Genomic DNA, 18,582 nt, shown 5'->3' with positions numbered 1-18,582 from the left:
CCGCATCGCCATCAGCCGCGCGGCGGCACGAAGTTGCGCTGCAGGCCGGCCCAGCAACTCTGGTAGTCGCCCTGGCGATGGACGGCGTCCATGGCCTGGCGCGTCGGCCGGATCACCGCGCGCGTCTCGAACATGAAGGCCATCGTGCCGGTGATCACGTCAGGCTTGGACAGATCGGCGGCACTGGCTTTCTCGAACGTCGCCGCATCCGGGCCGTGGCCGCTCATGCAGTTGTGCAGCGAGCACGCCCCGGGCGAGAAACCGTCGGCCTTGGCGTCGTACTGGCCATGCACCAGGCCCATGAACTCGCTGGCGACGTTGCGGTGGAACCACGGCGGCCGGAACGTGTCCTGCGCCACCAGCCAGCGCGGCGGGAAGATCGCGAAATCCATGTTCGCGGTGCCCGGTGTGTCGCTGGGCGAGGTGAGCACGGTGAAGATGCTCGGATCGGGATGGTCGAAGCTGATCGAGCCGATCGCGTTGAAGCGGCGCAGATCGTATTTGTACGGCGCGTAGTTGCCGTGCCAGCCCACGACGTCGAGCGGCGAGTGGTCGATCGGCGCCTGCCACAGATGGCCCTGGAACTTGGCGATCAGGGTGAAGTCGCCTTCGATGTCTTCGTACGCGGCCACGGGCGCGAGGAAGTCGCGCGGATTGGCCAGGCCGTTCGCACCGATCGGCCCGAGATCGGGCAGCCGCAACGCGTGGCCCTGGTTCTCGCAGACGTAGCCGCGGCTCGGGCCATCCGGCAGTTCGACGCGGAAGCGCACGCCGCGCGGGATCACCGCGATTTCCTGCGGTTCGAGCTCGAGTACGCCGAACTCGGTCGCCAGCAGCAGCCGGCCCTGTTGCGGCACGATGAGCAGTTCGCCATCGGCGCTGTAGAAGAAGCGATCGGTCATCGACGTGTTCGCCGCATAGACGTGGATGCCCACGCCCTCATGCGCACCGGGGCCGCCGGTACCGGCCATCGAGAACAGGCCATCGATGAAATCGACCGGCGTTTCCGGTATCGGCAACGGGCTCCAGCGCATCTGGTCCGGCGGCACCGGGCCACGATCGAAGCCGTCGTGGAAGCGTGGCTGCTGGTACGGCGAGAACGTACCGTGCATCGCCGCCGGGCGGATGCGGTAGAACCAGCTGCGGCGGTTCTCGCCGCGGGGCGCGGTGAATGCCGTGCCCGACAGCTGCTCGGCATACAGACCATGCGCCACGCGCTGCGGCGAGTTGCGGCCGATCGGCAAGGTGCCGGATTCCGCCTCGGTCGCGAACTCGTTGCCGAAACCGGACATGTACGCACGCGGCGCAGGCGCCCGCGCATCGTTGCGCGGCAGCGGAATGACGGTGTCGTCGGTCGATGCGTTCATCACTTCACCCGGGAAAATGTTGTCGCCGCGCATGCCCGCGTGCGCAGGCACCACGGCTGCAGACCTGCCGCCTGCGTCGCCCCGCGCCTCATCGACGCGGGATGCGACGCGTGGTTGACTTCAGAGCACGCCGCGCTGCATCTGGTCGCGTTCGATGCTTTCGAACAGCGCCTGGAAGTTGCCTTCGCCGAAGCCTTCGTTGCCCTTGCGCTGGATGATCTCGAAGAAGATCGGGCCAAAGGCGTTCTTGGTGAAGATCTGCAGCAGCTTGCGCTGCTTGGTCTCGGGATCGGCGTCGATCAGGATCTTGTTGCGACGCAGGCGCTCGACGTCCTCGTTGTGCTCGGGGATGCGCTGATCGATGACATCGAAGTAGGTCTCCGGCGTATCGAGGAAATCGATGCCCTTCTCGCGCATCTGCTCGATCGACGCATAGATGTCGTCGGTGAAGCAGGCGATGTGCTGGATCCCCTCGCCCTTGTAGGAATCGAGGTACTCGTTGATCTGCGACTTCGGATCGTTGGACTCGTTGAGCGGGATACGCACGACGCCGTCCGGCGCGGTCATCGCCTTCGACTTCAGGCCGGTCTTGGCGCCCTTGATGTCGAAGTAGCGGATCTCGCGGAAGTTGAACAGCTTCTCGTAGTAGTCCGACCACTTCTGCATGTTGCCGAAGTAGAGGTTGTGGGTGAGGTGGTCGATGAAGGTCAGGCCGAACCCGGTCGGGTTCTGGTCGGCACCTTCAATGGCGACATAGTCATCGCCGTAGATCGAGCCCGACGCGCCGTAGCGGTCGACCAGATACAGCATGCAGTCGCCGATGCCCTTGACCACCGGCGCATCGACGGCCTTGGTCGACTCGCGCTCGCCGATCGCTTCGCCGCCGTTGCCGAGCACCTTGCCGTAGACCTCGTTCGCCGGCTGCTTGAAGCGGATCGCGAAGCCGCAGGCCGAGGGACCGTGGGCCTTGGCGAACTCCGCGGCGAAGGAATCGGGATCTTCATTGAGCAGGAAATTCACCCCGCCCTGCCGGTAGACGGTGATCGCCCGGGACTTGTGCTTCAGAACCGCGGCGAAGCCCATGTTGCGGAAATAGCCGTGCATGTACTCGGCCTGGTCTGCCGGCGCGGCGAACTCGACGAATTCGAAGCCGTCGATGCCCATCGGATTCTCGAACGTGGTCACTTCCATGCCGAGGTTGGGGGCGGTGTGTGCTTGGACGCTCATGGGATACTCCGTCGCGTTGGGCCGGGCGGACAGGCCGGCGTCAGACATTCTTTATAGTTACGTATGCAACCTACCGCAAGGCGCATCGCACCATGACCCGACCCGCAGTCTCCGAGCCCGCCGCCGATCACGAGGGTCATGCGCACCGCAGCCTCGATCTGGAGCAGTTCCTGCCCTACCGGCTGAGCGTGCTGACCAACCGCATCAGTCGCGGCCTGGCCGACATCTACAGCGAACGGTTCGGGATCAGCGTGACCGAATGGCGGGTGATCGCGGTGCTGGGGCGCTATCCGGGCCTGTCGGCGAACGGCGTGGCTGAGCGCACCGCGATGGACAAGGTGGCGGTGAGCCGCGCGGTTGCGCGCCTGCTGGAGCGCGCGCTGATCGAACGCGAGATGCACGACAGTGACCGCCGCCGTTCGGTGCTCGAACTCAGCGAAGCCGGCCACGCGGTCTACGACGTCATCGTGCCGCTGGCGCTTGAATACCAGCGCAGCGTGCTGGCGCCGCTGGACGAGGCCGAGCGCGCGACGTTCGCCGCGATGATGGCCAAGCTCGAGGCACCGCTGAAGGAATGAATCCGCGCGCTGCGCGCTTCCTTCGAGCCAAACGAAAACAGCGCCCGAGGGCGCTGTTTTCGTGCCGGGAGACCCATCCGCTTAAGGGCGGCGTTCTTCGTCGAGCCGGGTGCCGGCCGCGATCGGTTCGCCGATCACATCCTGGCCGGCGAGCGAGGGCTCGTCGTCCTGGAGCGTGTCGAGATGCATCAGGCGCCGGATCAGCGGCGCGATGAAGATCATCACCACGCCGACCCCGACCGCGAGCCAACCCACATTGCTGTAGACCTCGAGCACACGCCCCGGACCCGCGCCTTCGCCACCGGTTGCCGCCGAGATCAGGCCCGCGGCGAAGTTGCCGGTCGCCGAGGCGAAGAACCAGGCGCCCATGATGAGGCTGGCCATATGCGCCGGCGCCAGGCGGTTCATCGCCGACAGACCGACCGGCGACAGGCACAGCTCGCCCATGGTGTGGATCAGATAGATCAGGAAGATGAAGAGCACGGGGGTCATGCCATCGGGGCCTGCGCTGTTGGCGCCCCAGACCAGGACCAGGAAGCCGAGACCGACCTGGATCACGGCCAGCGCGAACTTCAGCGGTGTCGACGGCTCCCAGCCGCGGCGGCCGAGCCACAGCCACATCATCGCGAATACCGGCGCGAGCAGGATGATGTAGATCGAGTTCAGCGACTGGAACATCGACGCCGGCACTTCCCAGCCGAAGATCTCGCGGTCCACCGAGCGGTCGGTGAACAGGTTCAGCGACGCGCCGGCCTGTTCGAACAGCGCCCAGAACAGGATCGAACCGATGATCAGGATCAGCGCAGCGAAGATGCGATTGCGCGCCTCGCGTTCGAGCTTGAACACGGCCGTGTACAGCACATAGCCGATCAGCAGCGCACCGGTGCCCATCAGCAGGCCACCGACGAGCTTCTGGTACTGGATCAGGAACCAGACCACGCCGACCGCGAGCACGCCGAGCACATACAGCAGCCATTCGAAACGGATGCCCATGACCGGCGCCGCCAAACGCTCTGGCATCTTCGACTCGCCGCGGCCCATCAGCAGCGGCTTGCCGAGCACGAACACGACCAGGCCCAGCAACATGCCGACGCCCGCGGCGCCGAAGCCCCAGGCCCAGCCGTAGGTCTGGCCCAGGTAGCCGGCGATCAAGGAGCCCAGCGCGGCGCCAAGATTGATACCCATGTAGAAGATCGTGTACGCCGGATCGCGACGGATGTCGGTCCGCGGATACAGCTGGCCGACCATGACCGAGATATTGGCCTTGAGGAAGCCCGAGCCGACGATGATGAAGGCCAGCGCCAGCCAGAAGATGTTGATCTCGGCCGCGCTCTGCCCGCCGTCGCCCTCGAACGCCATCAGGAAATGGCCGAAGGTCAGCAGCACCGCGCCGAACACCACCGCCTTGCGTTGGCCCAGATACCGGTCGGCGAGATAGCCGCCGACCACCGGCGCGATGTAGACGAGCGCCGTATAGGCGCCGTAGATCACCGAGGCCTCGGAATCCGAGTACATCCAGTGCTGCACGAGATAGAAGATCAGCAGCGCGCGCATGCCGTAGTAGGAGAACCGCTCCCACATTTCGGCGAAGAACAGCACGAACAGGCCGCGCGGATGCCCGAGGATGGTTTTCTGTTCCTCGGCGGCGTACGGATTCATTGACACGTAGGGCGACTCCTGACGTTGATCGAGTGCCCCGGGCCTGGCCCGGGCGACGCGCTAACTTAGCGGCGCCCGGACCACATGGAAAGTGACCATTGCCACCCCTGCAGGCCGACGCGCGTCGCAACACGTCGGCCCAGCAATGTCATCCGCGCATTCAGCCCGCCGGGTAGACATAGCTCGCGCCCACCCCGAGCGGAATGCCCAAGGCCCAGAAGCCGAGTAGGAACGCCGACCACACGATCAGCAGCGTGATCGAGAACGGCAGCATCAGTGCCAGCAGCGTGCCGATGCCGCTTGCCTTCACGTAGCGCTGGCAGAACACCACGATCAACGGGAAATACGGCAGCAGCGGGGTGATGATGTTGGTGCTCGAATCGCCGACGCGATACGCCGCCTGGGTGAGGTCCGGCGAGATGCCCAACTGCATCAGCATCGGCACCATGATCGCGCCGATCAGCGCCCACTTGGCCGAGGCCGAACCCACCAGCAGGTTGACGAAGCCCGACAGCAGCACGATGCCGACCAGGGTCACGCCGGTCGGCAGGCCCAGCGCCTGCAGGCCGTTGGCGCCCTTGATCGCCAGCAGCGCGCCGAGGTTGCTCTGGCCGAAGGCATAGATGAACTGCGCGGCGAAGAACGCCATGACGATGTAGTAACCCATGCCGCTCATCGCCTTGCTCATGCCGGCGATGATGTCGCGGTGGCTCTTGACCACGCCGGACGCGTAGCCGTAGACGATGCCGGGCACCACGAACAGGATGAAGATCAGCGGCACGATGGACTGCATCAGCGGGGCGGTGGCGACCAGCAGTTCGCCAGCGCCCGACGGCGCGTCAGCCGGCGCGCGCCAGGCCGAGCCGGCGGCCATCGCCGTAGCCGCCACGGCTACGGGTACGGCAATCATCGCCAACACCGCCAGCCACAGGCCACGACGCTCGGGCGCAGTCAGCGTTTCCATCTTCGGCATGTCGGCAGCATCGCCATCGACCGGCGTACCGCGCAGGCGTGGCTCGATCACGCGATCGGTGAGGAACCAGCCAACCGCAATCACCAGCGGGGTCGATGCGGTGGTGAAGTAGTAGTTGTTGAGCGGATTGATGACCACTGCCGGATCAATGAGGCGCGCTGCCTCTTGAGTTAGGCCGGCCAGCATCGGGTCTAGACTTGAGATCATGAACGTGGCAGAAAAACCGCCCGACACACCCGCGAACGCCGCCGCGATGCCGGCCAGCGGATGCCGCCCGGCGGCGTAGAAGATCACCGCGCCCAGCGGGATTACCAGCACGTAGCCGGCATCGACCGCGACGTGGCTGAAGACGCCGACCGCGATCAGCATCGGGGTGAGCAGCATCTTCGGCGTCACCGACAGCACCGCGCGCAACGCCGCATTGATGAAACCGGTGTGCTCGGCGACGCCCAGGCCCAGCATCGCCACCAGCACCACGCCCAGCGGCGCGAACGTCACGAAGGTGCGGACCATGTCCGCCATGAAGGTGGTGAAGCTCGTGCCCGCAAGCAGGTTGCGGATCTGGATCGGATCGCCGCTGCGCGGATCGATCTCGGCGAAGCTGACGTTGGCCAGCAGCGCCGACACCACCCAGACCACCAGCATCAGGCCGAGGAACAACACCGCCGGATCCGGCAGCTTGTTGCCGACCCGTTCGACGGCATCGAGGAAACGGGCGACGACACCGCGCGGCGCGGCGATCTCGGGACTGGGCTGGCTCATTCGGCGGACTCCCCTGCTGGCATGCGACCCGGCATCCTAGCAGCCCAACTGCGCGTGTCGCCGCGCCGGCTGGAGACCCCTCAACGAAAAACCCCGGCACGTGGCCGGGGTTTTCCACTGCAGTTGCGGCAACGATCAGGGCGTATAGCTGGCCCGCACCGTCAGGCGACCGAAGGCGCGCTCGCCGACGACGCGCACGTACCACGTGCCCGCCTGCGGCACCGCGAGCGTCACGGTCTCGTTGTTGCCGGGACGCTGCGAACGCAGCTGCCAGGCATCGACCGTCGGCAGCGCGTCGTGACTCGCATACAGCGACACGTCGCCGGTCCCGCCGGCGGTGAGGATGCGCAGGTTGCGCGCACCGGCCGGTACGTCGATGCGGAACAGGCGCGATTCGCCCGCAGCACCTTCGATGCCGCCGACCTGCACGCCATTGACCAGCGGCTGCGCGGCCGTCGCCGGATCCTCGATGATGGATACCGCGGCCACGGCACTGTCGTTGGTCGCGTCCGGATCCTGCGTCTGCGAGGTCGCGGCGACCGTCAGCGTCACGGTCTCGTCGATCAGCGCCTCGGGTGCGACCGCCGACAGGGCGAACACCGCCTGCGCGGCGCTTGCCAGCGTCTCGCTGCTGCACGACAGCGTGGTCTTGCCATCAGCCAGTGCCGGCGCATCGCAGCTCCAGTCGGCGGGCGGCGTGACCAGCAGGTCGTCGAGCTCGGCATCCAGTACCGCGCCGAAGCCCGGGAACTGCGCGGCATCCGGACCGGCGTTGACCAGCGTGGCGGTGAACGCGAGCGTGTCGCCTGCGAACACTTCCGCATTCGCGGCCTCGACCGTGAGGCCCAGATCAGCGACCGTCGCGGGCTGCAGGCGCACCAGCAGCACGGTCGGATCGTGGTCGGACAGACGCGTCGGCGTGGCGGCATCGTTGCGCGCGACTTCGGGGAAGTCGGCATTGATGCGCGCGTGGCTGATGTCGAGACCGACGACCATCGGCGAATCCACCAGCGCCTGGTTCACCAGCACATGGTCGAGCGACTGCGCCTGGTAGTCGAACACGAAGGAGTAGCGTTCTTCGTTGGCCGCTTCCAGGGTCATGTTGAGCAGCGACGGTGCAATCAGCACCGCGCCGTCGTTGTCGACCGCGGTCTCGCCATCGGGCGACGGCAGGCCGGTGACCGTGCCCATCGCGTCGACGTAGCCGTCGTTGAACTCGAACGCGTTGAAGTCACCGAGCACCACGATCTGGCGCGTCGCATCGTCCTTCTGCATACCGTCGATCAGCGTGGCCAGATACTCGGCCTGCTTCTGGCGCTTGTCGCGCACGCGCTGGCCGCCGGTGGCCCAGCCGTTGCTGCCGGCGGTATCGGCTTCGATGCCGCTCAGCGAACGCTGGTGCACGACGATCGCGGTGAACGGATAGCTGCGGCCGTCGGCAAAGTGCGCCACTGCGTCGAGCACCAGCGGCGGACGGTCGTTGAGCACGCTGGTCGAACCGTTCGGATTGGTCAGCACTGCCTCGGTGCCGACCTGCTCGACCGCGCCCACCGCGATGCGGGCGACGCTGCCGACCGAGGCGGTCTTGACCAGGAAGCCGACGTCGATGCCGCCCACGTCGAAGCCTTCTTCCAGATACGCGACGTAGGCCGGATCCGGCTGGCCGGCGGTGACCGCATCGGCATTGATGCGGTTGGCCAGCGTGGTGAGCACCGAGAGGTTCTCGACCTCGGTCACCCCCACGACGTCCGGCGCATGCAGATACGCGCGGATGCCGATCGAGGCCTTCGACAGGCGACGCTCCAGCGCATCGGCGGTCAGCGTGGGTCCGCTGTTGCCATCGTTCACCGTGTCGAAGAAGCGCTCCAGATTGTAGGTGGCGAACGTCACGTGGTCGGGGCCAGGCAACATCGACGGCCGCGGTTCGCCGGCACCGCTGCAGTCGCTGGTGAGCGCGCCTTCCGGATAGATCGTGTAGCGACGGAAGGTGTAGTCGAGGGGGCCGGTCAGCGAGCCGTCTGTGATGCGGCAGCCGGCCGCGAGATCCGCGGTCGGTGCACCGATCGTCGTGCTGTTGACCGCGATCAGTTCGGGGTTGTAGTCCCAGCGGGGGATGTTCGGCGCGCTGCTGCCCACCGGATCGGGATTGGGGATCTGGATGCCCGGCTCGCGAAACGGACGCGCCGTGCCGGTGACGACGACGGCGAAGCGGCCATTGCTGCTGCCGGTCGCCTGCGCTTCGTTGGTATTGCCCGTGGTCGGCGCGACGACGGTGAAGCTCGGCGCAGTGACGCGCATGCCTTCCAGATGTTCCAGCTGGCCGAGGCCGCCGCTGGCATTGGGCATGTCGTTGGTCAGTGCGATCGCGGCGGGTAACGGATGGCCTTCCGACAGTTTGACCACCGAGGCATTGGTGATCTGGGTCAGCGGCAACTGCAGTGGATCGGCGGCCGGCACGTATTCGGTCACCGTGCCCTGCACCAGCACCTTGTTGCCGACCACGACATCGGCCGACGGCGGGCTGCTGGTGAACACGAACAGGCCTTCCGATGTCGCCGGATTGCCATCGTCCTCGCCATCCGGCGTCTGGATGAAGAAGCCGTTGTTCTTGCGGCCGGTGACGATGCCCGTGGTCGCGACCGGCTGGCCCTCGACCGGCGAGCGTTCGCCGCTGCCCTGGATCGCGTGGATCGGCAGCGTGGTCACGTCGTCGTTGAGGATCGTGACGATGGCCTGGGCCTTCGCCACTTCCGCGCCCGACACCTCGCTGAGGTTGATGTAGAAGATCTCGTCGAGCTCGACGGTCTCATCGCCGACGACATCAACGCTTAAGGTCAGTTCGCGCTCGCCCTCGGCGAAGCGGATCGTGCCCGAACGTGCGGCGTAGTCGTTGTCGGCAACGGTCGCCGTGCCATCGGCCGTCGTGTAGCTGAAGCTGACGCCCTCCGGGCCCGCCGGCTGGTTCAGCGAGACGGTCACGAAGAACGGCGTGGTGCCGCTGTCACCCTCGGCGCCGCTGGCGTCTGTGATGCTCAGATAGAGCGTCCCGCCACCGCTGCAGATGTTCGGAATGCTGGCCGCGTTGCGCGGCGCCGGTGCGCCGGTCGCGAAGTCGGCGACGTTGTTATTGGTGTCCGTGCAGCCATCGCCAGCGCGGAGGATCGACGTGCTGTTGCTCGGCGCCGGTGCGGGCGCGCTGCCTTCGAAGAAATTCGCGCTGCCGAATCCGACCAAGTCGAGGATCAGCGCCTGCTGCGCCGGCGTGCAGGGGGTGCTGCCGCCGTTGCAGCCCAGGCTGGTGGTGGTGTTCGCCAACACGACCTTGCCGGCCGTGCCGGACATGTTAATCGTGCCGCTGGCATCGGGTGTCGGCAGCGGACCGCCGGTCGCGCCGCCGGCCAGGCCGACGAGGAAGTAGCCGCCGGCCGGAATCTCGACATCCGGCAGGACCACGATCTGGCCTGCGCCCGAACCGAAATTGCCGGTGCCGGTGGCGCTGGCGTACTGCACCGACTTGCCGCCCAGCGAGACCGGCAGATCGCCGGTGTTGAACAGCTCGATGAAGTCCGCGTTGTAGGGCGCGCCGCTATTACCGCCGCCGCCATAGGCCTGGCTGACAACGACATCTGCCTGCGCAGCGCCCGCGGCGCCACACAGCAACAAGGCCGACAGCAGCCGGCGGGTGTTTCGAGTCATGCGTGAATCCCCTGGAGTCCCCGGGCGACAGCGCCTCGGGTCCGATTGTGCCGCGGATGGATGTCGATTGCATGACGCAGCCCGGCACTTCCCGCCGCAAAGCGTCAGGTCCACCCACTGGGTTAATCTGCGGCGATGACGATCGAACGCAACCAGCGCCCCCTCGAAGACGGCATCCACCGCGACCTCTCGGGCCGCATCACCTATGGCGGCTACCTGCGCCTGGACCTGCTGCTGGCCGCCCAGCAGCCGCTGTCGCAGCCGCCGCACCACGACGAGATGCTGTTCGTCGTCCAGCATCAGGTCTCGGAGCTGTGGCTCAAGCTGATGATCCACGAGCTGTCGGCCGCCATCGGCCACCTGCGCCGCGACGAGGTCTGGCGCTGCCGCAAGGTGCTGGCGCGCTGCAAGCAGGTGCTGCGACAGCTGACCGAGCAGTGGTCGGTGCTCGAGACTATGACGCCGGCCGAATACATGGAATTCCGCGACGTACTCGGCCCCTCGTCCGGTTTCCAGTCGCTGCAGTACCGCACGGTCGAGTTCCTGCTGGGCAACAAGAACGCGGCGATGCTGGATGTGTTCGCCCACGATCCCGATGGTCAGACCGGCCTTGCAGCTGCCCTCGATGCGCCCGGCCTGTATGACGAATTCCTGTGCTACCTCGCCCGCTGGGGCCATCCGGTCGATCCGCGGCATCTGCAGCGCGACTGGCGCCAGCCGCACACCTTCGATGGCACGCTGGTGCCGGTGTTCGAGACGATCTACGAAGACACCGATCGCTATTGGCGCGAATACGCGCTCTGCGAGGACCTGGTGGATCTGGAAACCCAGTTCCAGCTGTGGCGCTTCCGGCACATGCGTACGGTCATGCGCATCATCGGTTTCAAGCGCGGCACCGGCGGCTCTAGCGGTGTCGGCTTCCTGAAGCAGGCGCTGGAACTGACCTTCTTCCCCGAACTGTTCGAGGTGCGGACGCACGTCGGACCGGGGCGCGGCAGCGACGCCTGACGGACGACCAAGGGCCTGCTGCAACATTTTTTAACATCTTGCCGTTTACAGTTCGCGCCCATTCACCAACATAAAGGCGGCACGATGTCATTTCTGGTCTGGGGATTTGCCGGGGCACTCGTTGGATTCGGCGCGCTGGTATTGATGGCGCACCTGTCGAAGAATGCGAACAACCCCTGGGACGAGCGGACGTTCACGTCGGACGGCGATGCCCTTGGCCGTATCGACGCGTGGGCGTCGACGAACGGCTACAAGCTGCGCAGCGATGACGGTCGCCGCCGCGTCTACCAGAAGGGCGTCAACTTCCTGACCGCGCCAATGCGCTTCGAAGTGGACCGCGATGGCGACCGCTACACCACGCGCAGCTATGTGCACGTCGACGCGCTGGTGCTCAAGGGCGATCTCGCGCTGACGCATCCCGGCGTGATGGCCAAGGTGCCGCGTGCGAACGCGCTCAAGGCCCAGAACCTGCTGTTCGCCGACCTGGGTCAGCCGCCACTGGCCTGATCACAGCGACTGCGCCGTCGGCGCGCGATCCTCCGGTGCATCCGCATCGGAGGATCGAAGATGCCGCACCGCAGCCGTCTCTCCACATTCGTACTCGACTGTGAGGTCGAGGATCTCGCACCGCACGTCGAATTCTGGCGCCAGGCGCTCGGCAAGCCGGTCAGGCCGCTGCCGCCCGATGACGATGACGGGCGCTACGCGACGCTCGACACCGCCGACGACGAACCGGTGCTGATGCTGCAGAAGGTCGACCACGCCTCGCGCATCCATCTCGACATCGAAACCGACGACATCGATGCCGAAGTCGCGCGACTGGAAGCACTCGGCGCCGTGCGCGTCGAGCAGGTGCGCACCTGGTGGGTCATGCAGGCGCCAAGCGGACATCGCTTCTGCGTCGTGCGCCCGCAGCGCACGCCGATGGGGCCGCACCTCAACACCTGGGACTGACGGGCGACCTCAGCCGGCGCGGGCCTGCCGGTCCAGCCACACGCCGAGGCCCTGCGCGTTGATCGCGATGTCGCCACCGAGAATCGTCTGCACACGGGCATCTGCCTCCCGGATGCCGTGCGCGACCGCGCGCGCGGTGTAGAGCCGCGTCAGGCCGTCGACGATGCGGTCGTGGCGATCGGCGTGGCCGTGTGCATCGCGGGCGATTCCGACCATCGCGTCGATCTGCGTGTGCAGATCGACCGCGAGTCGCGTGCACTCGGTGACCTCGCCGTAATGCGCGATACGGATCGACTCGGGCGACTTCGCGAGTAACTTCTCGATCGACGCGTGCATCTGGTCGGGATCGAACTGCACCGGCGAGGTCGTCGGCAACGCGAACGCGCCGTTCGCGGTGTCGAGTTCGCGATACGACAGGCCGAAGGTATCGCCGGCGAACCAGCTGCGCGTCGCCGCGTCCCAGACGCTGTAGTGATGCAGCGCGTGGCCCGGTGTGTCGATGCACAGCAGCGGACGACCGGCGAGTTCGACGACATGGCCGTCGTCGGCGATGACCACGCGTTCCTCGGCGACCGGCAGCATGCCGGCGTGGTCGCGCTCGAACATCGCCTCGCCGTAGACCGCTTTCGCGCCGGCGATCAGCCTGGTCGGATCGATCATGTGCGGCGCGCCGCGCGGATGCACCACCAGTTGCGCGTTCGGCAGCGCGCGAATCAGCGGGCCCGCTGCGCCGGCGTGATCGAGATGCACGTGCGTGACCATCAGCCAGTCGACCGCGTCACGTGGGACGCCGGCCGCATCGATCGCGTCGAGTACCGTCTGCGCGCAGGTCGCGGTACCGCAGTCGATCAACGCCGCGCGGCCGCCGGATTCGACGAGGTAGGCCGCGCACAGACCGGGGCGGACGTAGCCGGTGTCGATGATCGTGATCGCATGATCCTGCATCGCGCGTCTCCCGTTGGACAGAACCGACAGTCTAGGACGGGCAGTGTCGACGCTCGATCCGGCCTGGATCGAAGCCGCTCAGCCGCGCGGTCGCAGCACCCGCGTGCGCAGCGCGAATGCGGCGCCGAGCACCGCGAGAAACACGCCGTAGCCCACGGCGGTGGCGAGAATCTGCGCCCACATCGAGCCGTGGTCGCGGTCGGCGACCGCGTGTGCCCAGTGGATCGACAGCAGGAACGCGATCACCGACGCCGCCAGGCTGACGAGATCGAATACGACCCGCCGCGCGCCGCGCGGCTGGCGCGGATACACCCAGAACAACACACCGAGGATCAGGAACCACGGCAGAAACAGCAGCAGCGCCAGATTCTGGGCAACGGCCGGGCTCACGAGGCGGCCTTCTCGGCATCCGCGGCAGCAAGCGCATCGAGCGCCGCCTGCACCGTGGTGGCTTCGACGCCCTCACCCGGCGACGCCGGCGCATCGGCGAGCGCAAGTTCGCCATTGCGCAGGCGTGCGATCGTCTGGCCCGCATCGCGCGGCACATCGAAGGCATGGCTCTGCAGCAGCACGCGTTCGCCGTCGACAAGCTTGAAGTAGAACTTGCCGTCCGGTTCGCGGTACTGCTTGAACACCGCCAGCGGCCGCACGGCGGGCGCGATGTCTGTGGAGTCCCCGGTTGCGACCGCCACCTTGCCCAGATCGCGCAGGCCCACCGCATCGCGCAAGTCGCGCAGCAGCGGAATGGCGTAGCGCTCGCGCAGGCGCTGGCCGCCGTCACGCAGGGTGTCCTCGATGTCGCCCGGCTTCGCGATCAGGGCCTCGTAGCGTTCGCGCATCGGCGCGATCTCGCGCTCGACGACATCGAACAGCTGCTGCTTGGCATCGCCCCAGCCGATGCCGTCACTGAAGGCCGTGGCGAAACCCGCGGTCTCGTCCGTCGTCGCGAACGCCTGGTAGAGCTGGAACAGCGCCGAGCCCTCGGTCGCCTTCGCTTCGCCGGGCATCTTCGAATCGGTGAGGATCGAGAACACGAGTTTCTTCAGCTGCGCCTGCGGCACGAACAACGGAATGGTGTTGTCGTAGCTCTTGCTCATCTTGCGGCCGTCGAGACCCGGCAGCGTCGCCACGTTGTCGTCGATCGCCGCTTCCGGCAGGTTGAACCAGTCGTGGCCGTAGACGTGATTGAAGCGCTGGGCGAAATCGCGCGCCATCTCGATGTGCTGGATCTGGTCGCGGCCCACCGGCACGCGGTCGGCATTGAAGATCAGGATGTCGGCGGCCATCAGCACCGGGTACATGAAGAGGCCGGCGGTGACTGCGGCATCGTCGTCCTCGCCGTCGGCGCGGTTTTTGTCGACCGCCGCCTTGTAGGCGTGCGCGCGGTTGAGGATGCCCTTACCGGCCACGCAGGTCAGCAGCCACATCAGCTCGGTCGTCTCCGGCACGTCGCTCTGCCGGTAGAACCACACTTTGGCCGGATCGAGCCCGGCGGCAAGCCACGTCGCCGCGATCTCCAGCGTCGAGCGCTGGGTGCGGGCCGGGTCCTGCGCCTTGATCAGGCTGTGCAGGTCGGCAAGGAAATAGAAGCTCTCGGTGTTCGGCGCACGGCTGGCGGTGATCGCCGGCCGCACGGCGCCGACGTAGTTGCCGAGGTGCGGCGTGCCGGACGTGGTGATGCCGGTGAGGACGCGCAGGGGACGCTGGGACATGGGCTGCAGGCTGCGGAAAACAGGCCGCCAGTCTAACCGCTGCCCAGCGCGCGACCGGCCGTAACCCCATTGGTGACGCGGGGCCGTTCGTCATGGCACCACCTGCGAGAGACCCGCCATGCACGCATCCCGTTTCTTCCGCCCTGCCATCGCTTGGCTGCTGCTGGGCAGCCTGCTGGCGACGCCCGCCGCGCATGCGGCCCGCGCCTACAAGGCGCCCGAGCGTGTGCGCATCGAGGTCGTCGACCGCGACACCGGCAGCGCTGCCCAGCCCGTGTCACACCGCGGCGACAGCTGGATCGCCGGGACACCAGGCGCGCCGTACGCGATCCGCCTGACCAACACGACCGGCGCGCGCGTCCTCGTCGTGCTGTCGGTCGACGGCGTCAACGCGATCAGCGGCGAGACCGCCGCGCCGTCCCAGACCGGGTATGTGCTGGCGCCGTGGCAGACCACGGAGATCACCGGGTGGCGCAAGTCGCACGACGACGTGGCGCGTTTCGAATTTGCCGCGCTCGGCGACAGCTACGCGGCGCGGACAGGACGACCGGACAATGTGGGGACCATCGGCATCGCGGTGTTCGGCGAGCGCGTCGTGCCGCAGATCGCGGTGCCGCGGCCGACCTTTCCGCCGGCCGCCCCGGCGCCGGCAGCGGCAAGGTCACGCCCCTCTTCGGCCGAGGCAGTTGCCTCCGAATCCCCCAGCCCGGACATGCGTGCCCAGACCCAGCGCATCGGGACTGCGCACGGCGCACGAGAATGGGCGCCCGTGTCGTCCACTGCATTCGAACGGGCGACCCGAAGCCCGATCCAGGTCACCACCCTGCGCTATGACAGCATCGACGCACTGGTGTCGCGAGGCGTCCTGCCTCGGCAGCGCGCATGGGCGCAGGCGCGCCGACCGGAAGCCTTCCCGGGCGGCTTCGTGCCGGATCCCTGAGCGGGCCTTTCCGATACCGCGTATGAAAACGGATCGGCGCAAGCCGATCCGTTCGTGTGAATCGCCGGTGCGTGAGTCGGGCCGGTGGATGGGTCAGTCGCCGAGCGTCTTCTCGAAATCCTTGACTTCCTGCTCGGCGCGGTCGCGCTCCCAGCCGTATTTCTCCTGCAGCTTGCCTGCGAGGTACTTGCTGTCGCCGGCCGCGACATCGAACACGTCATCGGTCAGGTCGCCCCACTTGGCCTGCGCCTTGCCCTTCACCTGGGTCCACTTGCCGGCAATGATGTCTTTGTTCATGGCGGTTGATCCTGTTGTTCGGGTGGTTGCGACTCGGGCGCATGGCGCATGCAGATCCCGTATCGCGAGTTCACATTCGCATCCCGCGCATCAACTCGCAGTCGAGGATTCGTGAGCCTCCCCGTCACCTCGCTGAGCGGGGCCAGGTCACGCCGGGTGCACGCGGTCCACGGCCACTCGGGCGGGGACACCTGGCACAGAACAAAAAAAAGGCCGGCAATTGCCGGCCTCTTCGTGCGATGGACTGCGTGGATCAGGGACGCGTGGTGGTGCCGCCGGTGTTGTTGGCGCTCTCTTCCACCTTCTCGCCCACCTTCTGCACGTCCTGACCCGCACCCTTCATGGTGTTGCAGGCGGACAGGGTGCCAACGGTGAACATGGCGAGCAGCATCAGTGCGGTCAAACGCTTCATGGGATTCTCCAGGGATTCCGGTTTCGTTGCGAACAGCTGCGGACTTCCGCAACCATGGCGCGACTATAGGAACCTGCGCCGTGAAAGCCGTGTGCATCCATCCGGACGCCTGCCCCGCGCGTTCAATGATGCGCGCGTAGCGTGAAGGACGTGAATTCAGTCACGCATCAAGGTGGACTTGCCGAACAGGCTTTCCACCAGGTCCACCGCCAGCTCGGCGGTCGTATTGCCCTGATCGAGTGCGGTGTTGACCTCGACGATGTCCAGCGAACCCAGGCGTCCGCTGTCGGCGATCATCTCCATCACCAGCTGCGCCTCGCGATAGTTGATGCCCCCCGGCACCGGCGTGCCTGTGCCGGGGGCGATGGTGGGGTCGAGCACGTCGACATCGAAGCTCACGTGCAGATGGGTGTCGCCGTCGAGGCCGTCCAGCGCTTCCTCGACCACGCGGCGCATGCCGACCTCGTCGATGTAGCGCATGTCGTAGATGTCGAGCCCGTGCTCCTTGACCAAGCGTTTCTCGTCGGGATCGACCGAGCGGATGCCGATCTGGCGGAACTGCGCGACCTGCATCGACGGCGACACGCCGCCGAGGCCGGTCAACGCATCCGGGCCGATGCCGCACAGGCAGGCCACCGGCATGCCGTGCACGTTGCCCGACGGGGTGATCTGCGAGGTATTGAAGTCGGTGTGCGCGTCGAGCCACAGCACGCGCAGCTTGCGACCCGTTGCGCGGCAGTGGTTGGCGACCGCGGCGATCGAACCGATCGCCAAGCAATGGTCGCCGCCGAGCATGATCGGCATGCGCCCGCGCGCGAGCTCCGCGCTGGACGCCTCGAGCACGGCGCGGTTCCATGCGACCACTTGGTCGAGATGGCGGTAGCCCTCGTGCGGTCCGGTCCACGGGTTTTTCGGACCCTTGAGATCGCCGAGGTCGTCGACGTCGACGCCGCGCGCGATCAACGCCTCGACCAAGCCGGCGACGCGCAGGCCCTCGGGACCCATCGAAGCGCCACGACGGCCGGCCCCTACATCGGTGGGCACGCCGAAGATCGACACCTGGGAATTCGTCTGCTGCATGACCTCTCCTGAGCGAATGCGCAGCCATCACGCACACGGCGAAGGCTGGGTATGGCATCGACGCCGGGGTGGCCGTGGGGAGGCGCCGGGCAGGCGCGGGCGCACGCGGAACGACATCGGAACTGGTGCCGGCACCCGGATTCGAACTGGGGACCTACCGCTTACAAGGCGGTTGCTCTACCAACTGAGCTATGCCGGCATGGCATGCGGCGGGGCCGCGGCGGAATTCTAACCTGCAACCTGCTGTGCGTTGCAGTCGCGCGTCTCGATGCGTGCCGCGCCGGTGCGGGACCGCAGGGATTCGCCGGTGGACCCTTCGGCGAGCGTGGCATCGATCCAGTGGCGTGTGAGCAGGCTGCCGAGCGGCTCGGCATCGGCTTCGAAACCGGCCGCGCGCAGGGCCTGTGCACGGTTGCGGGCCGAGGCCTCACTGCCGAAGCGGCCCAGCGCGATGCCATGGGCCTCGGCGCCATCGGCGATGACGTAGTAATCGTTGAAGCCCGAGGCAAGCAGGCGCGTGACCATTGCGTCGGCCGCGGCGCGGTCCGGCAGGGGCGCCATCCAGACGCGCCAACCGCGCGGCGTTTCACCCACATCGCGCGCGGTGGCGCGAACGACCGCCGGCGACAGCTGCGCCAGGGCCGCGTCACGCGTCTCGGCATCGGCAAACGGTCCCAGCGCGACGCATTGCGCGGGCTCGGCCGCGCGCAGCGCAGTCCCGGCGGCAGCGTCTTCGTCCACGTCGTCCACTCCGGCAGGCACAGGGCCCTCGTCGGCCGCGTCGGCGGCGGAATCGGGGGGCGCGGGCGTCGCGCCATCCTCTGCAGAGGCCTCGCCGACCAGCTGCAGCGTCGACGGCCCTGGATCGACCAGCGCGGCGGCATCGCCCGGTTCGCCGCGCAAGGCCCACCACGCCGCAACGCCGAAGTTGAGGATCACCAGCAAGACGACGGTCGCGCGCAGCAGCATGGA

The 18,582-nt window shown here is 67.1% G+C and carries 17 protein-coding genes and 1 tRNA gene; 5 read left to right on the top strand and 13 right to left on the bottom strand.

Annotation, left to right across the window (positions count from 1 at the left end; all coding sequences use genetic code 11):
- Positions 1-11: 11 nt before the first annotated feature.
- Positions 12-1,292 (bottom strand): homogentisate 1,2-dioxygenase, encoded by a 1,281-nt coding sequence (gene hmgA / locus J2X52_RS09455; RefSeq protein ID WP_310152477.1) that lies wholly within the window; start codon positions 1,290-1,292, stop codon positions 12-14.
- Positions 1,293-1,487: 195 nt separating this feature from the next.
- On the bottom strand, positions 1,488-2,594 hold the full coding sequence (gene hppD, locus J2X52_RS09450) for a 4-hydroxyphenylpyruvate dioxygenase (protein WP_310152083.1): 1,107 nt from the start codon (positions 2,592-2,594) through the stop codon (positions 1,488-1,490).
- Between the two features lie 92 nt (positions 2,595-2,686).
- Between hppD and J2X52_RS09445 the strand changes: the two genes are divergently transcribed.
- Complete coding sequence (locus tag J2X52_RS09445) at positions 2,687-3,172, top strand: MarR family winged helix-turn-helix transcriptional regulator (protein WP_310152080.1); 486 nt, start codon at positions 2,687-2,689, stop codon at positions 3,170-3,172.
- Between the two features lie 81 nt (positions 3,173-3,253).
- On the opposite strand, the gene J2X52_RS09440 is transcribed toward J2X52_RS09445, so the two are convergent.
- The 3 genes from J2X52_RS09440 to J2X52_RS09430 form a co-directional block, all read right to left on the bottom strand.
- Positions 3,254-4,831 carry a peptide MFS transporter gene (locus tag J2X52_RS09440; protein WP_310152474.1) on the bottom strand — a complete coding sequence of 526 codons (1,578 nt, stop codon included), beginning with the start codon at positions 4,829-4,831 and terminating at the stop codon, positions 3,254-3,256.
- A 160-nt stretch (positions 4,832-4,991) separates the two neighbouring features.
- Positions 4,992-6,566, bottom strand: a complete 1,575-nt coding sequence (locus J2X52_RS09435) for an AbgT family transporter (RefSeq protein ID WP_310152077.1) — start codon at positions 6,564-6,566, stop codon at positions 4,992-4,994.
- A gap of 135 nt (positions 6,567-6,701) precedes the next feature.
- On the bottom strand, positions 6,702-10,262 hold the full coding sequence (locus tag J2X52_RS09430) for a pre-peptidase C-terminal domain-containing protein (RefSeq protein ID WP_310152074.1): 3,561 nt from the start codon (positions 10,260-10,262) through the stop codon (positions 6,702-6,704).
- 135 nt (positions 10,263-10,397) lie between these two features.
- Between J2X52_RS09430 and J2X52_RS09425 the strand changes: the two genes are divergently transcribed.
- From J2X52_RS09425 to J2X52_RS09415, 3 genes are all read left to right on the top strand, one after another.
- Positions 10,398-11,270 carry a tryptophan 2,3-dioxygenase family protein gene (locus J2X52_RS09425; protein WP_310152072.1) on the top strand — a complete coding sequence of 291 codons (873 nt, stop codon included), beginning with the start codon at positions 10,398-10,400 and terminating at the stop codon, positions 11,268-11,270.
- Between the two features lie 84 nt (positions 11,271-11,354).
- A complete protein-coding gene (locus J2X52_RS09420; protein ID WP_310152070.1) occupies positions 11,355-11,777 on the top strand; it encodes a hypothetical protein in 423 nt (140 codons plus the stop codon).
- 60 nt (positions 11,778-11,837) lie between these two features.
- A complete protein-coding gene (locus J2X52_RS09415) occupies positions 11,838-12,224 on the top strand; it encodes a VOC family protein (protein ID WP_310152068.1) in 387 nt (128 codons plus the stop codon).
- A 9-nt stretch (positions 12,225-12,233) separates the two neighbouring features.
- Here J2X52_RS09415 and J2X52_RS09410 read toward each other — a convergent pair whose 3' ends face one another.
- The 3 genes from J2X52_RS09410 to J2X52_RS09400 all read right to left on the bottom strand — a co-directional run bounded on the left by J2X52_RS09410 (position 12,234) and on the right by J2X52_RS09400 (position 14,881).
- Positions 12,234-13,169 carry an MBL fold metallo-hydrolase gene (locus tag J2X52_RS09410; protein ID WP_310152066.1) on the bottom strand — a complete coding sequence of 312 codons (936 nt, stop codon included), beginning with the start codon at positions 13,167-13,169 and terminating at the stop codon, positions 12,234-12,236.
- Between the two features lie 78 nt (positions 13,170-13,247).
- Positions 13,248-13,559 (bottom strand): hypothetical protein, encoded by a 312-nt coding sequence (locus J2X52_RS09405; RefSeq protein ID WP_310152064.1) that lies wholly within the window; start codon positions 13,557-13,559, stop codon positions 13,248-13,250.
- Complete coding sequence (locus tag J2X52_RS09400) at positions 13,556-14,881, bottom strand: tryptophan--tRNA ligase (RefSeq protein ID WP_310152062.1); 1,326 nt, start codon at positions 14,879-14,881, stop codon at positions 13,556-13,558. The genes J2X52_RS09405 and J2X52_RS09400 overlap by 4 nt, the downstream gene beginning before the upstream one ends.
- A 118-nt stretch (positions 14,882-14,999) precedes the next feature.
- Here J2X52_RS09400 and J2X52_RS09395 point away from each other — a divergent pair, with 118 nt between their 5' ends.
- Complete coding sequence (locus J2X52_RS09395; RefSeq protein WP_310152061.1) at positions 15,000-15,821, top strand: hypothetical protein; 822 nt, start codon at positions 15,000-15,002, stop codon at positions 15,819-15,821.
- A gap of 93 nt (positions 15,822-15,914) precedes the next feature.
- Here J2X52_RS09395 and J2X52_RS09390 read toward each other — a convergent pair whose 3' ends face one another.
- The 5 genes from J2X52_RS09390 to J2X52_RS09370 all read right to left on the bottom strand — a co-directional run bounded on the left by J2X52_RS09390 (position 15,915) and on the right by J2X52_RS09370 (position 18,579).
- The gene (locus tag J2X52_RS09390) at positions 15,915-16,118 is read right to left on the bottom strand and encodes a CsbD family protein (protein WP_310152059.1); all 204 of its coding nucleotides are present in this window, start codon (positions 16,116-16,118) and stop codon (positions 15,915-15,917) included.
- Between the two features lie 253 nt (positions 16,119-16,371).
- Entirely contained in the window at positions 16,372-16,530 is a 159-nt protein-coding gene (locus J2X52_RS09385) for an entericidin A/B family lipoprotein (RefSeq protein ID WP_310152056.1), read from the bottom strand.
- 156 nt (positions 16,531-16,686) lie between these two features.
- Positions 16,687-17,610: an arginase gene (gene rocF, locus J2X52_RS09380; protein WP_310152052.1), complete on the bottom strand. Its 924-nt coding sequence runs from the start codon at positions 17,608-17,610 to the stop codon at positions 16,687-16,689.
- 123 nt (positions 17,611-17,733) lie between these two features.
- Positions 17,734-17,809: transfer RNA gene (locus tag J2X52_RS09375), tRNA-Thr, on the bottom strand.
- Between the two features lie 29 nt (positions 17,810-17,838).
- On the bottom strand, positions 17,839-18,579 hold the full coding sequence (locus J2X52_RS09370) for an SPOR domain-containing protein (RefSeq protein WP_310152050.1): 741 nt from the start codon (positions 18,577-18,579) through the stop codon (positions 17,839-17,841).
- Positions 18,580-18,582: the final 3 nt, after the last annotated feature.

This window comes from Luteimonas sp. 3794 (genome assembly GCF_031456825.1).
GTDB lineage: Bacteria > Pseudomonadota > Gammaproteobacteria > Xanthomonadales > Xanthomonadaceae > Luteimonas.
The sequence above is the reverse complement of the archived record's forward strand: the minus strand, read 5'-3'. Positions and strand labels throughout refer to the sequence as shown.

Coding starts and splice junctions, on each gene's coding strand:
- hmgA (WP_310152477.1), bottom strand. CDS start 1,292: ATGTCCGGTTTCGGCAACGAGTTCGCGACCGAGGCGGAATCCGGCACC.
- hppD (WP_310152083.1), bottom strand. CDS start 2,594: ATGAGCGTCCAAGCACACACCGCCCCCAACCTCGGCATGGAAGTGACC.
- J2X52_RS09445 (WP_310152080.1), top strand. CDS start 2,687: ATGACCCGACCCGCAGTCTCCGAGCCCGCCGCCGATCACGAGGGTCAT.
- J2X52_RS09440 (WP_310152474.1), bottom strand. CDS start 4,831: ATGAATCCGTACGCCGCCGAGGAACAGAAAACCATCCTCGGGCATCCG.
- J2X52_RS09435 (WP_310152077.1), bottom strand. CDS start 6,566: ATGAGCCAGCCCAGTCCCGAGATCGCCGCGCCGCGCGGTGTCGTCGCC.
- J2X52_RS09430 (WP_310152074.1), bottom strand. CDS start 10,262: ATGACTCGAAACACCCGCCGGCTGCTGTCGGCCTTGTTGCTGTGTGGC.
- J2X52_RS09425 (WP_310152072.1), top strand. CDS start 10,398: ATGACGATCGAACGCAACCAGCGCCCCCTCGAAGACGGCATCCACCGC.
- J2X52_RS09420 (WP_310152070.1), top strand. CDS start 11,355: ATGTCATTTCTGGTCTGGGGATTTGCCGGGGCACTCGTTGGATTCGGC.
- J2X52_RS09415 (WP_310152068.1), top strand. CDS start 11,838: ATGCCGCACCGCAGCCGTCTCTCCACATTCGTACTCGACTGTGAGGTC.
- J2X52_RS09410 (WP_310152066.1), bottom strand. CDS start 13,169: ATGCAGGATCATGCGATCACGATCATCGACACCGGCTACGTCCGCCCC.
- J2X52_RS09400 (WP_310152062.1), bottom strand. CDS start 14,881: ATGTCCCAGCGTCCCCTGCGCGTCCTCACCGGCATCACCACGTCCGGC.
- J2X52_RS09395 (WP_310152061.1), top strand. CDS start 15,000: ATGCACGCATCCCGTTTCTTCCGCCCTGCCATCGCTTGGCTGCTGCTG.
- J2X52_RS09390 (WP_310152059.1), bottom strand. CDS start 16,118: ATGAACAAAGACATCATTGCCGGCAAGTGGACCCAGGTGAAGGGCAAG.
- J2X52_RS09385 (WP_310152056.1), bottom strand. CDS start 16,530: ATGAAGCGTTTGACCGCACTGATGCTGCTCGCCATGTTCACCGTTGGC.
- rocF (WP_310152052.1), bottom strand. CDS start 17,610: ATGCAGCAGACGAATTCCCAGGTGTCGATCTTCGGCGTGCCCACCGAT.
- J2X52_RS09370 (WP_310152050.1), bottom strand. CDS start 18,579: ATGCTGCTGCGCGCGACCGTCGTCTTGCTGGTGATCCTCAACTTCGGC.